Source organism: Halomonas sp. LMYGS-3 (assembly GCF_059509875.1).
In genome coordinates this window covers 167,511-185,797 of the sequence record NZ_JCAKFQ010000003.1, presented here as the reverse complement: position 1 = coordinate 185,797, position 18,287 = coordinate 167,511, and the positions used below count along the sequence as shown (strand labels likewise).

General features: G+C 68.8%; 16 protein-coding genes. 12 read left to right on the top strand and 4 right to left on the bottom strand.

Annotation, left to right across the window (positions count from 1 at the left end; genetic code table 11):
• Positions 1 to 17: 17 nt before the first annotated feature.
• Genes tolQ through AC5W54_RS04415 form a run of 7 tightly spaced genes read left to right on the top strand, consistent with a single transcriptional unit; the run spans position 18 to position 5,697 of the window.
• Positions 18 to 695: a protein TolQ gene (gene tolQ / locus AC5W54_RS04445; protein ID WP_495960942.1), complete on the top strand. Its 678-nt coding sequence runs from the start codon at positions 18 to 20 to the stop codon at positions 693 to 695.
• A gap of 12 nt (positions 696 to 707) precedes the next feature.
• Positions 708 to 1,148: a protein TolR gene (tolR, locus tag AC5W54_RS04440; protein ID WP_495960861.1), complete on the top strand. Its 441-nt coding sequence runs from the start codon at positions 708 to 710 to the stop codon at positions 1,146 to 1,148.
• A gap of 9 nt (positions 1,149 to 1,157) precedes the next feature.
• On the top strand, positions 1,158 to 2,237 hold the full coding sequence (tolA, locus tag AC5W54_RS04435; RefSeq protein ID WP_495960860.1) for a cell envelope integrity protein TolA: 1,080 nt from the start codon (positions 1,158 to 1,160) through the stop codon (positions 2,235 to 2,237).
• Positions 2,237 to 3,529 carry a Tol-Pal system beta propeller repeat protein TolB gene (gene tolB, locus AC5W54_RS04430; protein ID WP_495960859.1) on the top strand — a complete coding sequence of 431 codons (1,293 nt, stop codon included), beginning with the start codon at positions 2,237 to 2,239 and terminating at the stop codon, positions 3,527 to 3,529. Before tolA ends, tolB begins: the two co-directional genes overlap by 1 nt.
• Before the next feature lie 46 nt (positions 3,530 to 3,575).
• Complete coding sequence (gene pal, locus AC5W54_RS04425; protein ID WP_495960858.1) at positions 3,576 to 4,109, top strand: peptidoglycan-associated lipoprotein Pal; 534 nt, start codon at positions 3,576 to 3,578, stop codon at positions 4,107 to 4,109.
• A gap of 32 nt (positions 4,110 to 4,141) precedes the next feature.
• Positions 4,142 to 4,918, top strand: a complete 777-nt coding sequence (ybgF, locus tag AC5W54_RS04420; RefSeq protein ID WP_495960857.1) for a tol-pal system protein YbgF — start codon at positions 4,142 to 4,144, stop codon at positions 4,916 to 4,918.
• Positions 4,919 to 4,935: 17 nt separating this feature from the next.
• Positions 4,936 to 5,697 carry a YciK family oxidoreductase gene (locus AC5W54_RS04415; RefSeq protein WP_495960856.1) on the top strand — a complete coding sequence of 254 codons (762 nt, stop codon included), beginning with the start codon at positions 4,936 to 4,938 and terminating at the stop codon, positions 5,695 to 5,697.
• A gap of 107 nt (positions 5,698 to 5,804) precedes the next feature.
• On the opposite strand, the gene AC5W54_RS04410 is transcribed toward AC5W54_RS04415, so the two are convergent.
• The 3 genes from AC5W54_RS04410 to ubiG form a co-directional block, all read right to left on the bottom strand.
• Positions 5,805 to 6,371 (bottom strand): hypothetical protein, encoded by a 567-nt coding sequence (locus AC5W54_RS04410; RefSeq protein ID WP_495960855.1) that lies wholly within the window; start codon positions 6,369 to 6,371, stop codon positions 5,805 to 5,807.
• A 342-nt stretch (positions 6,372 to 6,713) separates the two neighbouring features.
• On the bottom strand, positions 6,714 to 7,382 hold the full coding sequence (locus AC5W54_RS04405) for an HAD-IA family hydrolase (protein ID WP_495960854.1): 669 nt from the start codon (positions 7,380 to 7,382) through the stop codon (positions 6,714 to 6,716).
• Positions 7,379 to 8,104: a bifunctional 2-polyprenyl-6-hydroxyphenol methylase/3-demethylubiquinol 3-O-methyltransferase UbiG gene (gene ubiG / locus AC5W54_RS04400; RefSeq protein WP_495960853.1), complete on the bottom strand. Its 726-nt coding sequence runs from the start codon at positions 8,102 to 8,104 to the stop codon at positions 7,379 to 7,381. Before ubiG ends, AC5W54_RS04405 begins: the two co-directional genes overlap by 4 nt.
• 218 nt (positions 8,105 to 8,322) lie before the next feature.
• Between ubiG and galU the strand changes: the two genes are divergently transcribed.
• Together galU and AC5W54_RS04390 are read left to right on the top strand one after the other, a co-directional pair.
• A complete protein-coding gene (gene galU / locus AC5W54_RS04395; protein ID WP_495960852.1) occupies positions 8,323 to 9,213 on the top strand; it encodes a UTP--glucose-1-phosphate uridylyltransferase GalU in 891 nt (296 codons plus the stop codon).
• Between the two features lie 5 nt (positions 9,214 to 9,218).
• Entirely contained in the window at positions 9,219 to 10,514 is a 1,296-nt protein-coding gene (locus AC5W54_RS04390) for a nucleotide sugar dehydrogenase (protein ID WP_495960851.1), read from the top strand.
• 83 nt (positions 10,515 to 10,597) lie between these two features.
• Here AC5W54_RS04390 and AC5W54_RS04385 read toward each other — a convergent pair whose 3' ends face one another.
• Positions 10,598 to 11,176, bottom strand: coding sequence for a superoxide dismutase (locus AC5W54_RS04385; RefSeq protein ID WP_495960850.1), 579 nt, complete (start codon positions 11,174 to 11,176; stop codon positions 10,598 to 10,600).
• Between the two features lie 284 nt (positions 11,177 to 11,460).
• On the opposite strand from AC5W54_RS04385, the gene AC5W54_RS04380 reads away from it, so the two are divergent.
• From AC5W54_RS04380 to tamB, 3 genes are read left to right on the top strand one after another with little or no spacing between them, the layout of a single operon-like run.
• The gene (locus AC5W54_RS04380) at positions 11,461 to 12,372 is read left to right on the top strand and encodes a hypothetical protein (RefSeq protein ID WP_495960849.1); all 912 of its coding nucleotides are present in this window, start codon (positions 11,461 to 11,463) and stop codon (positions 12,370 to 12,372) included.
• A 46-nt stretch (positions 12,373 to 12,418) separates the two neighbouring features.
• Positions 12,419 to 14,299, top strand: coding sequence for an autotransporter assembly complex protein TamA (tamA, locus tag AC5W54_RS04375; RefSeq protein ID WP_495960848.1), 1,881 nt, complete (start codon positions 12,419 to 12,421; stop codon positions 14,297 to 14,299).
• Positions 14,299 to 18,285 carry an autotransporter assembly complex protein TamB gene (gene tamB / locus AC5W54_RS04370; RefSeq protein ID WP_495960847.1) on the top strand — a complete coding sequence of 1,329 codons (3,987 nt, stop codon included), beginning with the start codon at positions 14,299 to 14,301 and terminating at the stop codon, positions 18,283 to 18,285. The genes tamA and tamB overlap by 1 nt, the downstream gene beginning before the upstream one ends.
• The last annotated feature ends 2 nt before the right edge of the window (positions 18,286 to 18,287 follow it).

Below are 18,287 nucleotides of genomic sequence, written 5' to 3'. Positions count from 1 at the left end.
TTCCCGTGAACGACTCCATGTCCATTCCCCACCTGATCATGAGCGCCAGCACCGTGGTGCAGCTGGTGATGCTGCTGCTCACGGTGGGATCGATCCTTTCCTGGGTGGTGATCTTCCAACGCACCTTCGTGATGCGTCGTGCCCGCCGATCCCACCAGATCTTCGAGGAACGCTTCTGGTCCGGCGTCGACCTCAACGAGCTCTACCGCGAAACCCCGGCGGAGCAGGAGACCCAGGGCGCCGAGCACGTCTTTCGTGCCGGCTTTCGTGAATTCAATCGCCTGTTGCCCAAGACCCGCAGTCCCCAGGCAATCCTCGACGGTGTCCAGCGCAGCATGCGTGTCGCCTGGTCCCGCGAGGAGGAGCGCCTCAACCTGCACCTGGTGTTCCTCGCCACCGTGGCCTCGGCCAGTCCCTATATCGGGCTGTTCGGCACCGTCTGGGGCATCATGGGCTCCTTCCAGTCGCTCTCCATGGCCCAGCAGGCCACGCTCGCCACCGTGGCGCCGTGGATCGCCGAGGCCCTGATCGCCACCGCCATGGGCCTGTTCGCGGCCATCCCCGCGGTGATCTTCTACAACCGGCTCTCCGCCGAATCCGGCCGGCTGCTGGGCAAGTACGAAGACTTCGCCGAGGAGTTCCATTCCATCCTGCACCGCAACCTGCAGGGCCGGACCGAACCCGCCACCGCCTGAGGGAGTCGCACCATGCACGGACCTTTCAATCGCGGCGGCGGTCGTAAACCCATGGGCGAGATCAACGTCGTGCCCTTCATCGATGTCATGCTGGTGCTGCTGGTGATCTTCATGATCACCGCGCCGATGCTCACCCAGGGGGTCCAGGTCGACCTGCCCCAGGTGACCTCGGAGCCCATGGAAGACGTCGAGGACAACGAACCGATCATCGTCTCGGTGGATCGCGAGGGGCAGTACTTCATCTCGCTGGGAGACGACCAGACCCCGGTCAGCCTGAACGACATCGCCGACCGGGTGATCATCATTCTCGAGCGGCGCCCGGGAACCCCGGTGATGGTGCGTGGCGATCGCAACGTGCCCTATGGCCAGGTCGTCAGCCTGATGAGTACCCTGCAGATCGCCGGCGTCAGCAATGTCGGGCTGATCTCGGAACCGCCGCCCGGGGAGGGTTGAGGAATCGACATGGCCAGACACGACCAGCGCGTGGGCTATGGTCTGCCGACGATCCTCGCCATCGCCCTGCACGTTGCCGTGGTGGTGTTCAGCGTGATCAGCCTGCCCGACCGGGACCCGGAGCCGACCTCGTCCTCCATCGTGCAGGCCACGCTCATCAGCACCGAGACCACCACCGATCAGGCGCAGCGGGCCGAAGAGGCACGGGCCCGCGCCCAGGCCCGGGAGGCCGAGGAGCAGCGCCAGGCCGAGGAGGCCGCCCGTCAGGCCGAAGAAGCGGCCGCCGAGGAAGCCGCTCGCCAGGCCGCGCAGCAGGAGCAACACGAGGCCGAGGCCCAGGCCCGCGAGGAAGCGCGCCAGGCCGCCGAGGAGGAAGCGGCGAGGCGCGCCGAGGAAGCCGAGCAACAGGCACGCCTGCGAGAGCAGCAGGAGGAGGAGCGACGCCAGCAGGAAGAGGAAGCCCGTCGCCAGCGGGAAGCCGAGGAGCAGCGTCGCCGCGAGGAGGAGGCCGAGCGCCAGCGCCAGGCCGAGGAGCAGCGCCAGCGGGAAGCCGAGGAACAGCGTCGCCGCGAGGAGGAGGCCGAGCGCCAGCGCCAGGCCGAGGAGCAGCGGCAGCGGGAAGCCGAGGAACAGCGTCGCCGCGAGGAGGAGGCCGAGCGCCAGCGCCAGGCCGAGGAGCAGCGCCGGCGGGAAGCCGAGGAGGCTGCCCGACGCGCCGCCGAAGAGGCCGAGGCCGCCCTGCAGCGGGCCATCGAGGGCGAGCGCGAGGCCGCGGCCAATGCCCAGCAGGGCCAGGAGGCGGCCAACAGCTTCATCAACGTGGTGCGCCGCGCAGTGGAACAGGCCTGGGTGATCCCGCTCAACGTGTCACAGGGCGCGACCGCCGAGGTGGCGGTGCGCCTCGGGCCGTCGGGCGAACTGTTCGCGGCCACGATCTCGCAAAGCAGTGGCGACAGCGCCTTCGATCGCTCGGCCATCCAGGCCGTCGAGACCGCCGCGCCGTTCGCCGAGCTGCGCCAGTTGCCAGCCGCGGTACAACGAGATTACCGTCAATTCAATCTGCGATTCAGACCGGGGGATGTACGCTGATGAAAGCCCTGATGACCACCTGGTTGGCCGCCATGCTGCTGATGGTCGGCAGCCTGGCCCATGCCCAGGCCAACCTGACCATCGAGATCACGCGTGGCAGCGACCGGGCCACCCCGGTCGCCGTGGTGCCCTTCGCCGGCAACGAGAACCTGCCCGAGGACGTCGCCCAGGTGATTCACGACAACCTCGAGCGCAGCGGCTACTTCGACCCATTGCCGCGCCGCTCCATGATCGAGCAACCCTCCGAGAGCAGCGAGGTGCGCTACCGCGACTGGCGTGTCCTGGATGTACGTTACCTGGTGGTGGGGCGCGTCAGCCAGGAGGGCAGCGGCTACCGCATCCAGTTCGAGCTGATGGACATCAGCGGCGAACGCCGCATGCTCGGCGAGGTGGTGACCACCACCCAGGGCCAGCTGCGCAAGGCTAGCCATCACATCAGCGACCAGATCTTCGAGGCGATCACCGGTATCCGCGGAGCCTTCTCGACCCGCATCGCCTACGTCACCGCCCAGGGCGTCGGCGACGACATGCAATTCGGCCTGTACGTGGCCGATGCCGATGGCCGCAACAGCCAGCAAGTCCTCACCTCGGTCGAGCCGATCCTCTCGCCGGCCTGGTCACCAGACGGGAGCAAGCTGGCCTATGTCTCCTTCGAGACCGAGCGTCCGGCGATCTACATCCAGGACCTGGCCTCGGGTCAGCGGATACGCGCGACCTCCTTCGAGGGCATCAACGGTGCCCCGGCCTGGTCGCCGGATGGTCGCAAGCTGGCGATGTCGCTGTCGAAGGACGGCCAGCCGGAGATCTACGTGATGGACGTGGGCTCGCGCAATTTCGAGCGCATCACCAACAGTTCCAGCATCGACACCGAACCTTCCTGGGCGCCGGACGGGCGCAGCCTGCTGTTCACCTCGGATCGGAGCGGCGGCCCCCAGATCTATCGCCACGACCTGGCCAGCGGACAGCCGGAGCGCCTGACCTTCACCGGCAACTACAATGCCCGGGGACGCTTCGCGCCGGACGGCGAGTCGATCTTTTTGATTCACCGCAGCAACAACGGCTACCAGGTCGCCAGGCAGGATCTCGACAGCGGTCGGCTGGTGGTGATCAGCGAGTCGAACCGGGATGAATCTCCCAGTGTTGCGCCCAATGGGACCATGGTAATCTTCGCCACCCAGCAGGGAAACAGCGGGGTGTTGGGGGCGGTATCGGCCGACGGGCGCGCTTCTTTCCGGCTGCCCTCGGCGCAGGGTGACGTGCGCGAACCCGCCTGGTCACCCTTTCTGAACTGACCAGATCGAACGACGGTGTCTTTCGTAACCAGCAAGGAGTAAGACGATGCAACTCAAGCCCTACGCCAGGACTCTGGTGGTCGCCCTGTCCCTGGCCTTCGTGGCCGGTTGTTCCAGCAGTGGCGGCACCCAGGACGGGACCATGGATGGTTCGCGTGACGGGGGTGTCGCCGGCAGCGGTGTGGCCGGCAGCGGTCAGGTCAGTGGCAGCGGCCTGGGGAATGGCGCCGGCCAGCAGGCCGATGGCCGCATTCCCGAGCAGCGCACCATCTACTTCGAATTCGACAGCGACCGCATTCGCAGCGAGTTCGAGCCGGTGCTCGCCGCTCACGCGCGCTACCTGCGCTCCAACGGCAATGCCCGCGTGGTGCTGCAGGGGCACACCGACGAACGGGGGACCCGCGAGTACAACATGGGCCTGGGCGAGCGTCGCGCCCGCGCCGTCGAGCGCTTCATGAGCGTTCAGGGCGTGTCTCCCTCCCAGGTCGAGGTGGTGAGCTACGGCGAGGAGCGCCCGGCCGCCCGCGGTAACAACGAGGAGGCCTACGCCCAGAACCGTCGGGTCGTCTTCGCCTACTGAGTCGAGCGCAACCCGCGCCGATGGAGACACGCATGAAACACGGTCTGAAAGGACTGTGCGGCGCGGGAGCCCTGGTGCTCCCGCTGTCCGTATGGCTCCCAGCAATGGCGCAGCAGCCGGTGGTCGAGGATCTCACCGGCCAGCCGCGCTCCTTCTACCAACAGGCGGAAACCCGCGAGGAAGCGGGGGGCAGCCTGGTGATCTTCAACCAGGTCCAGCAGCATGACGAGGAGCTTCGTCAACTGCGCGGCCAGGTCGAGGAACTGCGCCACCAGCTCGACCAGCTGCGTCGGCAGAGTCGCGAACAGTACCTGGACCTCGAGGAGCGTCTGGCCTCCGGCGGCACAGGCGTGGGCGTCGACGCCTCCGCCCAGGTCGACGACCAGGCCGCACGCGAGGTCGCCCGGACGCCGTCGCCGAGCGGTGCCAGCGCCGATGCACAGGCGGCCTACCAGGCCGCCTTCGCCAGGGTCCAGTCGCGTGAGTTCGGCGAGGCGATCGCTGCCTTCAATCGTTTCGTGGCCGCGCACCCGGACGACACCCTGACGGCCAACGCCTACTACTGGCTCGGCGAACTGTACTCCGCGGAAGGCGCACTGGACGAGGCCGAAGGGGCCTTCCAGACCGTGCTCGAACAGTTCCCGCAGAGCAGCAAGGTGCCCGATGCCCTCTACAAGCAGGGCCTGCTCAAGGCGCGTCAGGGGCAGCCCAACGAGAGCCGTGAACTGCTCGAACGGGTCCGCGAGACGTATCCCGAGAGCAGTGCGGCGGGGCTCGCCAACGACTTCCTGCGCCAGTCCGGCAACTGATCCACCAAGGAGCATCGATGACCAGCAAGATCGATTACCAGGCACCGGACGGGCTGCTCGACAACCGCATCATCCTGGTCACCGGGGCCGGCGACGGCATCGGTCGGGCGGCGGCGCTCGTCTTTGCCCGTCACGGGGCCACGGTGATCCTGCTCGGCCGCACCATCGCCAAGCTTGAGAAGGTGTACGACGAGATCGAGGCCGCCGGAGGGCCGCAGCCGGCGATCTTCCCGCTGAACTTCGAGGGTGCCACGCTCAAGGATTACCACGACATGGCCGAGACCCTGGACAAGGAGTTCGGCCGCCTGGATGGTCTGCTCCACAATGCCGGGCTGCTCGGGCGCATCACGCCCTTCGAGCAGTACAATCCGGAGCTCTGGGAGCAGGTGATGCAGGTCAACATCAACGGCCCGATCTGGATGACCCAGGCGCTGCTGCCACTGCTCAAGAACTCCGCGGACGCCTCGGTGATCTTCACCTCCTCCAGCGTCGGCCGTCGCGGCCGGGCCTACTGGGGCGCCTATGCGGTCTCCAAGTTCGCCACCGAGGGGTTCGTCGAGGTGCTGGCCGACGAGGTGGAGCACCTGGGCAACCTCCGCGTCAACAGCCTCAACCCCGGGGCAACTCGCACCCAGATGCGCAAGACCGCCTACCCCGGCGAGGACCCGAACTCACTGCGCAGCCCTGAGGAGATCATGCCCACCTACCTGTGGTTGATGGGGCCGGAGAGCCGCGGCCACAACGGCGAGAAGTTCGACGCCCAGCCCCCCCGGCCCTGAACGGTGGTCAGGGGGAGTGTGGCTCGAACTCCTCCCTGCGTCATGGGGCCCCTTCGGGAGGCGTAGGGGCCCCGGTCGCTTCGTACCCGCCGGCCCAGGTGCCATCCTTAGATGCGCCGGCGCGAGCGGACCTCGCTCATGCTGGGCAAGGGGTCTCCCCGAGCAGCCCCGACCTCGAAGACCACGGTGCCCGCTGGAACGGCATCCGGAGCGACGCCCCGGCGAATGGTGGAGACATCCTCGCTACTGATCAGGCCGGCCCGATCGCCGATCGGGCCGAGGTGAGCGACCAGGCGGCCTTCGTGTTGCCAGCAGCGTTGAGGCACGTGCGAGACCTGCCAGGATCGCCCCTGCCACCGTGCGCAGGTGGAATGCTCGATGCAGAGTGCCTCGAGGGGAATCAGCGCCGTGAAGAGTCGACTGTTGAGGACGATGCCGGTCTGCCCGAGGCGTACACCGCCATGGTAGCTCCCCTGGTTCAAGGCATCGATCATGCCCCGGCGTCGCTGTTCGGATTGCAGGGTGCCGATGCCGCACAGGTGCAGGATGTCGCCATCGATCTGCTTGATCACCCAGACATCGATCGGTGCTCGCCACAGCCGTTGCCCCAGCGATCCCAGCCACGCCCGCGCTTGCGGGCCATGGGCCAGGAACCGCGAGCGGACGACACTCATGGCAGTCCGGCGCACCCTCTGCACGACACCGGGCGCAGGCATGGCCTCCTTGGCTGACGCCGTGACGAGGGCGTCATGATGGCGAAAGGTGGCCCCGCAATCGATGCAGCCGTAGGTGTGAGGGCGCCTGACGAGACGCTTCCAGAGGCGCCGCCGATGCTTGACGACACCATAGCTGCGGCAGTGTGGGCAACACTTCCTCATGGCGTGTTCTCTGATAGGGGCCTGGTCGCGGTGGCCGCAGGAGCAGCGGCCACCTACCACAGTGTCGCCCTGTGGGCGCCCCTCTGCCAGACTGAAAATGGCCATGCTTCACCGCATGATGCCAGGCCGGGCGCCTCCTCAGTGTTCCAGCAGTGCCGCTACCAGTGCCTCGCCGGTCTCGAACCACTGGTCGGCCGGCCAGGCGCGATAATCATCGTGCTCCTCGATATAGCCATACCCCACTGCCACCGCCGCCATGCCGGCAGCCCGCGCGGCCTCGATATCGCGCAGGTGGTCGCCGATGTACCAGCAGTCGGCAGCCGCCGTCTGCAATCGGCGGGCGGCTTCCCACAGCGGCTCCGGCGACGGTTTTCTCACCGGCAGGTCGTCGGCGCAGATCAGGACCCCCGGCGTCAGCCCGAGTGCCGCGATCAGTGGCGCGGCGTAGCCGCGGGGCTTGTTGGTGACGATGCCCCAGGGGCGTGCCCGGGCTTCCCAGCCGGCCAGCAGGCGCTCGAGCGGGGGGAAGATCCGGCTCTCCTCGGCAACGGCCCGGCCATAGGCCTCCAGCAGGAAGGCGCGGGCCTCGTCGTGGCCGGCAGCTTCCTTCGCCAGCCCCAGCGCCAGGGTCACCAGGGCGCTGCCGCCATTGGAGACCTGGGCCCGGATCACCGGGTACTCGAGCGGTGCGAGCCCATGGTGGGCGCGCAGGGCATTGGTGGCCCTGGCCAGGTCCGGCGCGGTATCCACCAGGGTCCCGTCCAGGTCGAAGAGCAGTGCATGCGGTCGCGAGACGGCAGCTTTCACGTGACCTCCCGCCGACAGTGCATCAGGTAATTGACCGAGACATCGCGGGTGGAGAGGCGGTAGCGGCGAGTCAGGGGGTTATAGACCAGGCCGCTCTGTTCGCGCACCTCGAGTCCCGCCTCGCGACACCAAGCGGCCAGCTCCGAGGGACGAATGAACTTCGCGTAGTCGTGGGTACCGCGGGGCAGCATGTGCAGCAGGTATTCGGCGCCGAGAATCGCCAGGGCATAGGCCTTGGGGTTGCGGTTCAGCGTCGAGAAGAACACCTGGCCGTCGGGCTTGACCAGCCGGGCGCAGGCATGCACCACTGCGGCCGGATCGGGCACGTGTTCGAGCATTTCCAGGCAGGTCACGACGTCGAAGGTGTCGGGCTGCTCCGCGGCCAGCGCCTCGACGCTCACGTGGCGGTACTCGAGCTCGACGCCGCTCTCGGTGGCGTGCAGGCGCGCCACCGCCAGGGGAGCCTCTCCCAGGTCGATGCCGGTGACCACGGCGCCACGCTGTGCCATGGCCTCGGCCAGCAGGCCGCCGCCGCAGCCCACGTCGACCACCCGCCGCCCGGCCAGCCCGGCGCGGGCATCGATGAAGTCGAGACGCAACGGGTTGATGTCGTGCAACGGCTTGAACTCGCTCTCCGGGTCCCACCAGCGTTCGGCCAGGGCCTCGAACTTGGCGATCTCGCCGGGATCGACGTTGCCCGCTTCCGTGTGACTTGCGCTCATCCGAGCTCTCCCTTCAGGAATCAACTTGAGTTGTCGCCGAGCCGACACGGTGGCAGGGCGGTGCTCGTTCGGTATCATGGCCATTCTACCCGTTACGGGGGGCGCATTCCCATGACCCGCCCCGGGTGAGAGGGGTTCACCGGCGCGTCTCATCCGGTGACAAGCGTCACACGTCGACATTCACCGACGATGATTACTCACAGGACAAGGATTGCACCATGATCAACAAGGCCGTGCTTCCCGTCGCCGGCTTCGGCACCCGCTGCCTGCCGGCGTCCAAGGCGATTCCCAAGGAGATGATCACCATCGTCGACCGACCGGTGATCCAGTATGTGGTGGAAGAGGCGGTGTCCGCCGGCATTCGCGACATCGTGCTGGTGACCCACGGCAGCAAGGGCGCCATCGAGAACCACTTCGACAAGCATTTCGAGCTCGAGGCGAGCCTCGAAGCCAAGGGCAAGCACGAGTTGCTCGAGGAACTGCGCTCCATCGTGCCCGGCGACGTCAACATCATCAGCGTGCGCCAGTCGGAACCGCTCGGGCTGGGCCACGCGGTGCTCTGCGCCCGACCGGTGGTGGGCGACGACGCGCCCTTCGCGGTACTGCTGCCCGATGTGCTGGTCGACGACGAGGGGCTCGCGCGCAACGACCTGGCCGGCATGCTCGATGCCTTCGAGCGGTCCGGCCGTGCCCAGCTCATGGTCGAGGAGGTACCCCGTGATCTGGTCCACAAGTACGGCATCGTGGCGCCACAGGGCAGTGCCCCGGCGCCGGGCGAGTCGTGCCCGCTGGCCGGGGTGGTGGAGAAGCCGGCCGTCGACGAGGCTCCCTCGAACCTGGCGGTGATCGGCCGCTACGCGCTGCCGGGCAGGATCTTCCCACTCCTCGCCGAGACCCCCCCGGGTGCCGGCAACGAGATCCAGCTCACCGATGCCATCGAGACCCTGCGTCGAGCCGAGGGCGTGGATGCCTGGCGCATGTGCGGCAAGACCTACGACTGTGGCCATCAGCTCGGCTATCTGGAGGCGATTCTCGCCTATGGGCGCCGACATCCGCGTTATGGCCAGGGGTTCCGCGAGCTGCTCGCTCGCTACGCCACCGAGGAGTGAGGCATATGCGGGTACTGATTCATGGCAGTGAACTCTCTGCCGCCACGGCGGCGGCGGCGCTGTCCTGGGTGGGGCACCGGGTCACCTGGGTGCCCCATGCCAGCGCCCCCTGGGCACTGCTTTCCCGCGCCGACTGGCTCAACCGCGAGCCCCGGCTTGCCCAGCAGCTCGAGGAGGGCCTCGCGCGGGGGACGCTTCGCCTGGTCGAGGCCGATGTCCTGGTACCGACCGATGGCGAGGATGCCGAGGTGCTCTGGCTGGCCCTGTCGCCCGAGCAGCGCGGTGATCTCGCCGCGCCGATCGGCACGCTCGCCGAGCGCGCCGCCGACGGCCTGGTACTGGTCAACAACTCCACCTTCCCGGTGGGCGAGACCGAACGACTCGAGGCACTGCTGAACGGCCGTGGCGTGGCCGTGGCACTCCCCGACCTGCTGGAAGAAGGGCGCAGTTGGGAGACCTTCACCCGCCCCGGTCGCTGGCTGCTGGGCTGCGACGACGACCCGGCCGAGAGGCGAGTGAGAGAGCTGCTGCGCGCCTTCAACCGTCGCAGCGAAGTGTTCCAGCGCATGCCCCGGCGCGCCGCCGAGCTGACCAAGCTGGCAATCAACGGCATGCTGGCGACCCGCATCAGCTACATGAACGAGATCGCCGGCCTGGCCGACAGCCTGGGGGTGGACGTCGAATACGTGCGTCGCGGCATGGGGGCCGACTCGCGCATCGGCTACGAGTATCTCTACCCCGGCTGTGGCTTCGGCGGTCCCAACTTCTCCCGTGACCTGATGCGGCTGGCCGACGTGCAATCGGCGAGCGGGCGGCACTCGGCGTTGCTCGAACAGGTGCTCGACATCAATGAGCACAAGAAGGAGACGCTGTTCCGCAAGCTGTGGATCCACTTCCACGGCCGCCTGCAAGGGCGCACCGTGGCGATCTGGGGGGCGGCTTTCAAGCCTGGGACGGCGCGCATCGACCACGCCCCGGTATTGACCCTGCTCCGCGCCCTCTGGGCCCAGGGCGTCAGGGTGCGATTGCACGACCCTTCGGCCACCCACGCCCTGCTGGCCGAGGTCGGCGAGCATCCGCTGCTCGAGGTGTTCGAAGGGGATCCCTACGACGCCTGCGAAGGCGCCGATGCGCTGATGCTGGTCACCGAGTGGAAGGAGTACTGGAACCCGGACTGGCCGCGGCTCACCGGGCTGCTCGGCGAGAAGCTGCTGCTCGACGGACGCAATATCTACGACCCGGCCTGGGCCGCCTCCCAGGGGCTGCACTACCGAGGAATCGGCCGGCGAGCCGATCCGTGACCCGGTTCTGCAGGGAGGCAATGACCCCGCCATTGGGCGGGGTCATTGCGTATCGGCCGGGGTGACGCCGCAGCGTCAGGCCATCAGCTGAAGTTCTGGGCGACGAAATCCCAGTTGAGCAGGGCCCACACGCTCTCCATGTACTTGGGACGCGCGTTGCGGTAGTCGATGTAGTAGGCGTGTTCCCAGACATCGATGGTCAACAGCGGGGTCTGGCCATGGGCGATGGGGGTGTCGGCATTGCTGGTATTGACGATGTCGACGCCGCCATCGGCGGTCTTGATCAGCCAGGTCCAGCCGGAGCCGAAGTTGCCGATGGCATTGGCGTTGAAGGTTTCCTTGAACTTGTCGAAGGAGCCGAACTTGGCATTGATGGCGTCGGCCAGGGGGCCGGAAGGCTCACCACCTCCGTTGGGCGACAGGCAGTGCCAGTAGAAGGTGTGGTTCCAGACCTGAGCCGCCTGGTTGAAGAGGCCGCCGGAAGAGGACTTGATGATCTCTTCCAGGGACTTGCCGGCGTTCTCGGTGCCCTCGACCAGCTCGTTGAGCTTGGTGACATAGGCCTGGTGGTGCTTGCCGTAATGGTAGTCGAGTGTCTCGGCGGAGATGTGCGGTTCCAGTGCGTTCTTCTCGTACGGCAGGGCGGGAAGTTCAAATGCCATTCAGGTTCTCTCCTTGGGTCGTCACGGGGTGAAAACAGCGCGTCATGGTGAAGGATTCCTCGACGTCACTGCAAGGGCCGGCCTCGAGGGCATTGGGGCTGGCCCGTGCGTTCGGGGCAAAAAAAACCTTACACTATGAAAACGCTGTGCAACTATTGTCGCGGCATCATAGCACCCGGGTCGGGAGGCGCCAATTCCGATCGTCAGGCTCGGGTTACCGATACAAGGCTGCCGTGCCTGCCAGCCGCGGCAGGCGTCATCGCTCGAGAGCTAAGGAGTTCGCCATGGCAGAGCGCCCGGATGACCGCCGGCATGCGCGACCGATCGTCCCGGACCCGGATTCCAGCCTGGCACCTCACCGTCTGCGCCATCCGCCGCCTCCGCGTGTCTGGCCGCTGTGGCTTCTGATCCTGGTCTTGATCGCTGCCGGTGGCGCCCTGGCCTGGGCCAGCTGGGTGGAGCGAGCACGCTTCGAGCGCGAGCTCGCGCGGGTCAGTGGCGAGGTCTCCAATGTCCATGCCCGCTTCGATGCGGAAGAGGGTCGCGGCGAGGCTCTCGAGCGTCTCGAATCACGCCTCGAGGCCCTGGAAGCCCGGGACGAGGAACTCGACGAACGCTTGGCGGGTCTGGAAGAGAGCACCCCATCCCGACTCGCGGCGATCGACGAGCGAATCGACGAGCTTCAGCAGCGGCAAGCAGGCATTGCCGAGGAGTCGGAGACTCGCGAGGCGGTGCTGGCGGCGACCCGACGCTCGCTTGATGCCCTGGAGCGCGTCGGCGACGAAGGCCGGGCGGCGTTGAACGAGCGGCTCGAGGCGCTGAGCGACGCTCGGGAGCGTGACGGTGAACGCCTCGCCGCCCTGGGTGAGCGACTGGAATCGCTCGAGGCCGAGGCGGGGCAGGGCGAGGCCCTGGCCCGGCTCGAGGCCGCCCAGGAGGAGCTGATGATGGCGCATGGCGAACTCGAGGAGCGCCTGACCCGCGAGGAGCGCCTGCTGCAGGAACGGCTCGACGAACTGGTCGCGCGGGTGGCGGGACTCGGCGACGAGGTTGAAGCCGTGGCGGCATCACGGGATGATGCAAGCGAGCGCACCGCTGCCATGACGGGCAGGGTGGACGCGCTTGAGGCCGAGTTGAGGGAGCTACGCCGCTCACAGCTCGCCCTGAGCGCGCGGATCGAGGCTCTGCAGCGCTGAGATGACAAGGTGGTGGTGGCAACGCCAAGCTAGGGAAGCCGTTGGTATGGAGAATCGCGTGTTTGCACGCCTGGGGGCAGCGGCCTTGTGTCTTGGCATGACCCACTCGGCCATGGGGCTCGAAGCACGTATCGACGGCGTGAGCGGCGATGTCGCCGAGAATGTCCGATACTACCTGGAGGGGCTGGACGCGGAGCGCTACAGCCGCTCGCGGGTCGAAAGCGAGGTGCAGCGACGTACCCGCGAGGCGCTGCGGGTCTACGGTTACTATTCGCCCCAGGTGGCCCACCGGTTGGCCGAGGGCGATCCGCCCGACCATGTCGAATTGATGATCGATCCGGGGCCTCGGGTGAGAATCGAGACCCTCGACATTCGCGTCGAGGGCGATGCCGCCGAGGATCCGAGTTTTCGCGAGGCCGTCGCGGCCTTTCCGCTGGCCGAGGGCGATCCCCTGGTGCACGCCCCCTACGACCGACTCCGCAGCCGGTTGGCCAACCTCTCGCTGGAACGCGGTTACTTCGACTGGCGCTTCGTCGACCGTCGCATGGAGGTGCGCCCCCACGCCGAGAGTGCCCGACTCTACCTGGCGCTGGACAGCGGCCCTCGCCACCGCTTCGGCGAGGTCACCATCGACGGCAGCCATATCGAGGAGGCACGGCTGCGGCGCATGCTGCCGTTCACCCCCGGGGATCCCTATCTCGCCGGCGAACTGGCACGCTACAACCAGCGACTGGGCCAGACCGGCTGGTTCGGCTCCATCGCCGTGCGCCCGCGGTTGGGCGAGGCGGCGAGCCTGGCGCTGCCGGAACCCCGGCTCGGCTTCTGGAACGAGGTGGAGGTCGCGGGCCGTGAGCTGTCTGGCCCGGCGCCCGCGACGGCGCCGCTCCCTCCCGGGCCGCGGTTGAGCGGTCCAGCCCTTGAGGGAGCCACGGCCCTGCATCGCCCCGACCGGCCCGAGGTCCCCATCGACGTCAGCGTGACACCGGCCGACCGCCACCGGTTCGAGATCGGCGTGGGGTATGCCACCGACGTGGGGCCGCGCACCCGCTTCGCCTGGAATCAGCCCTGGATCAATCGCTACGGCCATGGCCTCGATCACAGCCTGTTTCTCTCCGCACCGGAGCAGCGCTTCACCGGCTCCTACAACATGCCGCTGGCCGATCCACTGCGCGACAGCTACCGCTTCCAGTACGGCTTTCGCCATCGCGACAACGAGGATACCCGATCCCTGGAAGCCACCCTCGAGGGCGCCCGGCGCTGGGAGTTCGAGAACCTCTGGGTGCAGACGATCTACATGCGTACCACCTACGAGGACTTCACCCAGGCGGGCGAGGAAGCGCAGGTGCTGATCCTCTATCCCGGCATCAGCTGGTCGCGCACCCGTACCCGCAACCCCACCTTTCCCCGCTGGGGGGATCGCCAGCGCATCGCCTTCGAAGTATCCGACGGCATGTGGGGCTCCGACGCCGACTTCCTGCGCATGACCGGGGAGACCCAGTGGATCCGCATGTTCGGCGAGGACACCCGCTTCGTCACCCGGCTCGGCCTCGGCGCCATCGAGACCGACGACTTCGACAAGATCCCCCCTTCGCTGCGCTTCTTCGCCGGCGGCGACCGCAGCGTCCGCGGTTACGCCTACGAGAGCCTGGCGCCACGCAACGAGGAGGGGCGCCTGACCGGCGGCCAGCAGTTGCTCACCGCCAGCGCCGAGCTGCAGCGCCGGCTCACCGGTGCCTGGTGGGGCGCGGCCTTCGTCGATACCGGCGACGCCTTCGACGAATGGGGGCCGGATGCCCTCAATACCGGTGCCGGCCTCGGCGTGCGCTGGATCTCGCCGGTCGGTCCGGTCCGGCTCGATATCGCCCACCCCTTCGATGACGAGGACGATTCGTGGCGCATCCACTTCGCCATCGGTCCGGAGTTCTAATGGCTTGGCGCCTGAGCTGGGCCCTGTTTCGCCTTCTGATCCTCCTCCCCCTCTGGCTGCTCGGCCTCGCCGTGCTCGCCCTGGGCCTGGCCCTGTCGCCCTGGGGCACGGGACTGCTGCTCGAGGAGGGCGCCAAGCGCGGCTTCTATGAGCTCGAGGCCGCCGAGGGCGCCCCCCTCGACACCCTGGTCCTGCATGGGCTGCGCCTCGAGGCGGGCCCGGCCAGGATCGCCGCCGAGCGTATCGAACTCGCCTGGGCCGACGACTGCCTGCTCGGCGGGCGGCTCTGCCTCGACACCCTGGTGGTGGAGGGGGCGCGGATCCGCCTCTCCGAGGCGGGGGGCGACGACGTGGATGACCGCGAGCCGAGGGAGCCGCCGGAGCCCCTCTCGCTGCCCTTCCCGGTGGAGGTCCGTTCCCTGGTACTGCGCGACGTGGCGGTGCAGTTGGCCGACGGCACCCGGATCGCCTGGGAGCATTTCGGCACCGGCGCCGTGGCCGAGGCGGACACCCTGACCCTGCTGCCGACCCGACTGGCCGGCACGCGGGTCCGGTTGCCGATCTCCCCCGGGGCCCGCCTCGCCCTCAGCGAGGCCGAGCACGAGGGGCCGCGGCTCAGTGTCGAGGCGATCGACGCCGCCATCGCGCTGCGCTCGCCGTTGCCGGCGGCGGCCGCCGCCGAACTCGAGGGGCTCGCCAGCCTGCCGCTGGAGGAGCAGCCGCGGCGCGAGCTGCCCGAGGTGCGTCTACCGCTGCGCATCGAGGCGCCCGAGCTGCGGGTCGAGGACTTCGCCATCGCCGGGCCGGTGGACTACGGCGTGCAACGCCTGGATCTGGCGCTGACCGCCGAGGGATACGGGGTCGAGATCGCGCCGCTCGAGGTGATGACGGTGGACGCCGATGCCCGGCTGGAGGCCCGGCTCGAGCTGCGCGGCGACTATCCCCTCGAGGCCCGGCTGGAGGCTGCCCTCTGGTTGCCCGAGGTGATGCCCGAGCTGGCCGGGGAGCGCATCGACCTGTCGCTCGATGGCGACCTTGGCGATCTCGTCGTCCGCCTGGCGCTCTCCGGGCCGGTCACCGCTACCCTCGATGCTCGCCTGGACGCCCTGGCCCCGACCCTGCCTGTCACCGCGACACTGCGCAGCGACCTGATCCAATGGCCCTTCCCCGGGGCGGTGCCCGAGGAGGCGCCAACGGCCGAGCCGTACCTGGTTGAGGACCTCGTCCTGCGCCTGGAGGGCAACCTGCTGTCCTATCGGGTCGCCGCCTCGATGCTGGCGGAAGGTCCCGAGATCCCCTATACCCGGGTGGCCCTCACCGGTACCGGCGATGCCGAGCATTTCGCCTGGAGCCCACTTTCGTTGAGCCTCGGCCGGGCCTCGGCGGTCACCCGCGGACGGGTCGACTGGGCCGAGGAGCTCGCCGTCGAGGCGGTGGTGCGCCTGGACAACCTCGACCCCGGCGATTTCGTCGATGGCATCGCCGGGCGGCTCGATGGCGATGTCGCACTCGACTTCGTCCAGTCGCCGGCGGGCTGGCGACTGGGCATTCCCCGGCTCGCCCTCGATGGCGAGCTCCAGGAGCTGCCGATGTCGCTGCGGGCCAGTCTCGCCGGCGACAGCCAGATGCGCTGGCAGATCGACACCCTGGATTTCCGCCAGGGCGACAACCGCCTGACCGCCGCCGGCGGCGTGAGCGAACGCGCCATCGACCTCGCCGGTGAGCTGAACCTGCCGGCGCTGGCCAGCCTGCACGACGAACTCTCGGGCCGCCTGGCCGGCGGGTTCACCGCATCCGGCACCCTCGAATCCCCCCGACTCGATCTGGACCTCACCGGCGAGGCGTTGCGCTTCGCCGAGCACCGGCTCGAGCGTCTGCGCCTCGCCGGCCGGGTCAGCGGCCTGGATGACCCCGCGCTGGACCTGCGCCTGGACATCGAGCGGCTCAATGCCGCCGGGCAGCGCTTCAGCGAGATCGCGCTGACCCTCGCCGGCCGGCTCTCCGACCATCGCCTGACGCTGGACGCCACCGCCGGTCGGGGCATGCCACTCGGCCGGGTGGCCCTGGTCCTGCAGGGCGCCCTGGGGGGAGATCGCGAGCGCTATGTGGGCCGCCTGATGCCGTTGGAGATCGATACCGACTTCGGCGCTATCCGCCTGGCCGAGGCCCTGGCCTTCGAGGCCGACCTGCCGGGCGGCAGCGTGCGGGTTCAGCCCTTCTGCCTGGGGCGAGAGCAGGGTGGCGCCCTGTGCCTCGAGGAACCCATGCAGGCCTCGGTCGAGCGCGGCCGGGCGGTCCTGGCGGTCCGTGAGCTGCCGATGTCGCTGATCGAGGCGGCGGTGCCCGAGGACTGGGAGCTGACGGGCTCCACCGATGCCACCCTGGTCGCCGACTGGCGCCAGGGCGGTGCCCGCTGGCAGGCCGCACTGGAGCTGGCCAGCGAGCTGGCCGTGCGCGGCCTGGATGCCTATGGCCAGCCCTGGGAGCTGCCCGCCTCGCGGCTATCGCTGGGCCTGGAGGCCACCCAGTCGAACGCCGATCTCGACCTGGCGCTGCGCCTCGCCGAGGCCGGCGACCTGCGCCTGGCACTGCGCATCGATGACCCGGCCGGGAGCGGCGACCTGGACGGCCGGCTGACCCTCGATGACTTCCAGCTCTCCCGCTATCGTACCCTGGTGGCCGGCATGGACACCCTGGAAGGCGTGCTCGAGGGGGAGGTGCGTATCGGCGGCAACCGCGAGGCCCCGGTCCTCGATGGCGTCATCGGCCTCGCCGGCCTGCAGGTGGTCGGGGGCGAGGTGCCGCTGGAGGTGCGCGACGGTGAACTCGAGGTGCGTCTGGCCGGGGACCGGGGCCAGATCAACGGCTTCGTCGCCGCCGAAGAGGGACGGCTCGAGATCGACGGCGACGCCAGCTGGCCGAGCCCCGACGACTGGGGTATCGCCGTTAACCTGAATGCCCGCGAGCGGCCGCTGCTGGCGGTACTGCCGGAATTCGGCCGCCTGCGGATCGCCCCGGACCTGCGGGTGCGGGTGCGCCCGGATCGACTCCAGGTGCGCGGCCAGGTGCAGGTGCCCTGGGCGCGGCTCGAGGTGGGCGAGATGCCGGCATCGGCGGTGACGCCGAGCCCGGACGAGGTGATCATCACCCGTCGCGACGAGATGCGTGCCCAGCGTCAGGCCGAGCGGGCGGCGGAAGTGGGCGAGGAGGGCGCCGACGCCTCGGCGGCCCGGGCGCTGGCCGAGGCGGGCATGGCCGTCGACGTGCGGTTCGACCTGCAACTCGGCCCCGACATGCAGCTCCTGGCCTACGGCCTGGAGTCGGGACTGGCCGGCACCCTCGAGGTGCGTCAGCAGAGCGGTCCGGTGCAGCTGTTCGGCGACGTCAACCTGGTCGACGGACGTTTCCGCGCTTACGGGCAGGACCTGCTGATCCGCCGGGGCGAGCTGCTGTTCAGCGGCCCCCCGGACCAGCCGCTGCTCAACTTCGAGGCGATCCGCAACCCCGCGGTGACCCAGGACGAGGTGATCGCCGGCCTGCGCGTCACCGGCACCGCCGCCGAGCCGCAGCTGCGGGTGTTCTCCGAACCGACCATGGACGAGGCCCGGGCACTCTCCTACCTGCTGCGGGGGCGCCCGCCCGAGGACGGCGATGGCGAGGGGGCGCTGGCGTCGGCGCTGCTGGGCCTGACCCTGGGCCGCACCGGCGGGGCGGTGGGCGCCATCGGCGAGGCCTTCGGCATCGATGACCTGACGCTGGAGACCGCCGGCGTCGGCGACGAGAGCCAGGTGCGAGTGAGCGGACAGCTCACCGAGGACCTGCGGGTCAGCTACGGGGTGGGGGTCTTCTCGCCGATCGCCGAGCTGACGCTGCGCTACACCCTGTGGCGGAACCTCTACCTCGAGGCGGTGTCCGGTGTCGCACAGGCGGTAGATCTCGTCTATGCCTTCAGTCGGCCGGGCAGGCCGCCCACACCGAACGAGTGATC

What these genes read in the sequence shown, in the direction of transcription:
- pal (WP_495960858.1), top strand. Translation starts at nt 3,576, where the DNA reads ATGCAACTCAAGCCCTACGCCAGGACTCTGGTGGTCGCCCTGTCCCTG.
- tamB (WP_495960847.1), top strand. Translation starts at nt 14,299, where the DNA reads ATGGCTTGGCGCCTGAGCTGGGCCCTGTTTCGCCTTCTGATCCTCCTC.
- AC5W54_RS04415 (WP_495960856.1), top strand. Translation starts at nt 4,936, where the DNA reads ATGACCAGCAAGATCGATTACCAGGCACCGGACGGGCTGCTCGACAAC.
- tamA (WP_495960848.1), top strand. Translation starts at nt 12,419, where the DNA reads ATGGAGAATCGCGTGTTTGCACGCCTGGGGGCAGCGGCCTTGTGTCTT.
- AC5W54_RS04385 (WP_495960850.1), bottom strand. Translation starts at nt 11,176, where the DNA reads ATGGCATTTGAACTTCCCGCCCTGCCGTACGAGAAGAACGCACTGGAA.
- tolB (WP_495960859.1), top strand. Translation starts at nt 2,237, where the DNA reads ATGAAAGCCCTGATGACCACCTGGTTGGCCGCCATGCTGCTGATGGTC.
- AC5W54_RS04390 (WP_495960851.1), top strand. Translation starts at nt 9,219, where the DNA reads ATGCGGGTACTGATTCATGGCAGTGAACTCTCTGCCGCCACGGCGGCG.
- AC5W54_RS04410 (WP_495960855.1), bottom strand. Translation starts at nt 6,371, where the DNA reads ATGAGTGTCGTCCGCTCGCGGTTCCTGGCCCATGGCCCGCAAGCGCGG.
- AC5W54_RS04380 (WP_495960849.1), top strand. Translation starts at nt 11,461, where the DNA reads ATGGCAGAGCGCCCGGATGACCGCCGGCATGCGCGACCGATCGTCCCG.
- ybgF (WP_495960857.1), top strand. Translation starts at nt 4,142, where the DNA reads ATGAAACACGGTCTGAAAGGACTGTGCGGCGCGGGAGCCCTGGTGCTC.
- ubiG (WP_495960853.1), bottom strand. Translation starts at nt 8,104, where the DNA reads ATGAGCGCAAGTCACACGGAAGCGGGCAACGTCGATCCCGGCGAGATC.
- galU (WP_495960852.1), top strand. Translation starts at nt 8,323, where the DNA reads ATGATCAACAAGGCCGTGCTTCCCGTCGCCGGCTTCGGCACCCGCTGC.
- tolR (WP_495960861.1), top strand. Translation starts at nt 708, where the DNA reads ATGCACGGACCTTTCAATCGCGGCGGCGGTCGTAAACCCATGGGCGAG.
- tolQ (WP_495960942.1), top strand. Translation starts at nt 18, where the DNA reads ATGTCCATTCCCCACCTGATCATGAGCGCCAGCACCGTGGTGCAGCTG.
- tolA (WP_495960860.1), top strand. Translation starts at nt 1,158, where the DNA reads ATGGCCAGACACGACCAGCGCGTGGGCTATGGTCTGCCGACGATCCTC.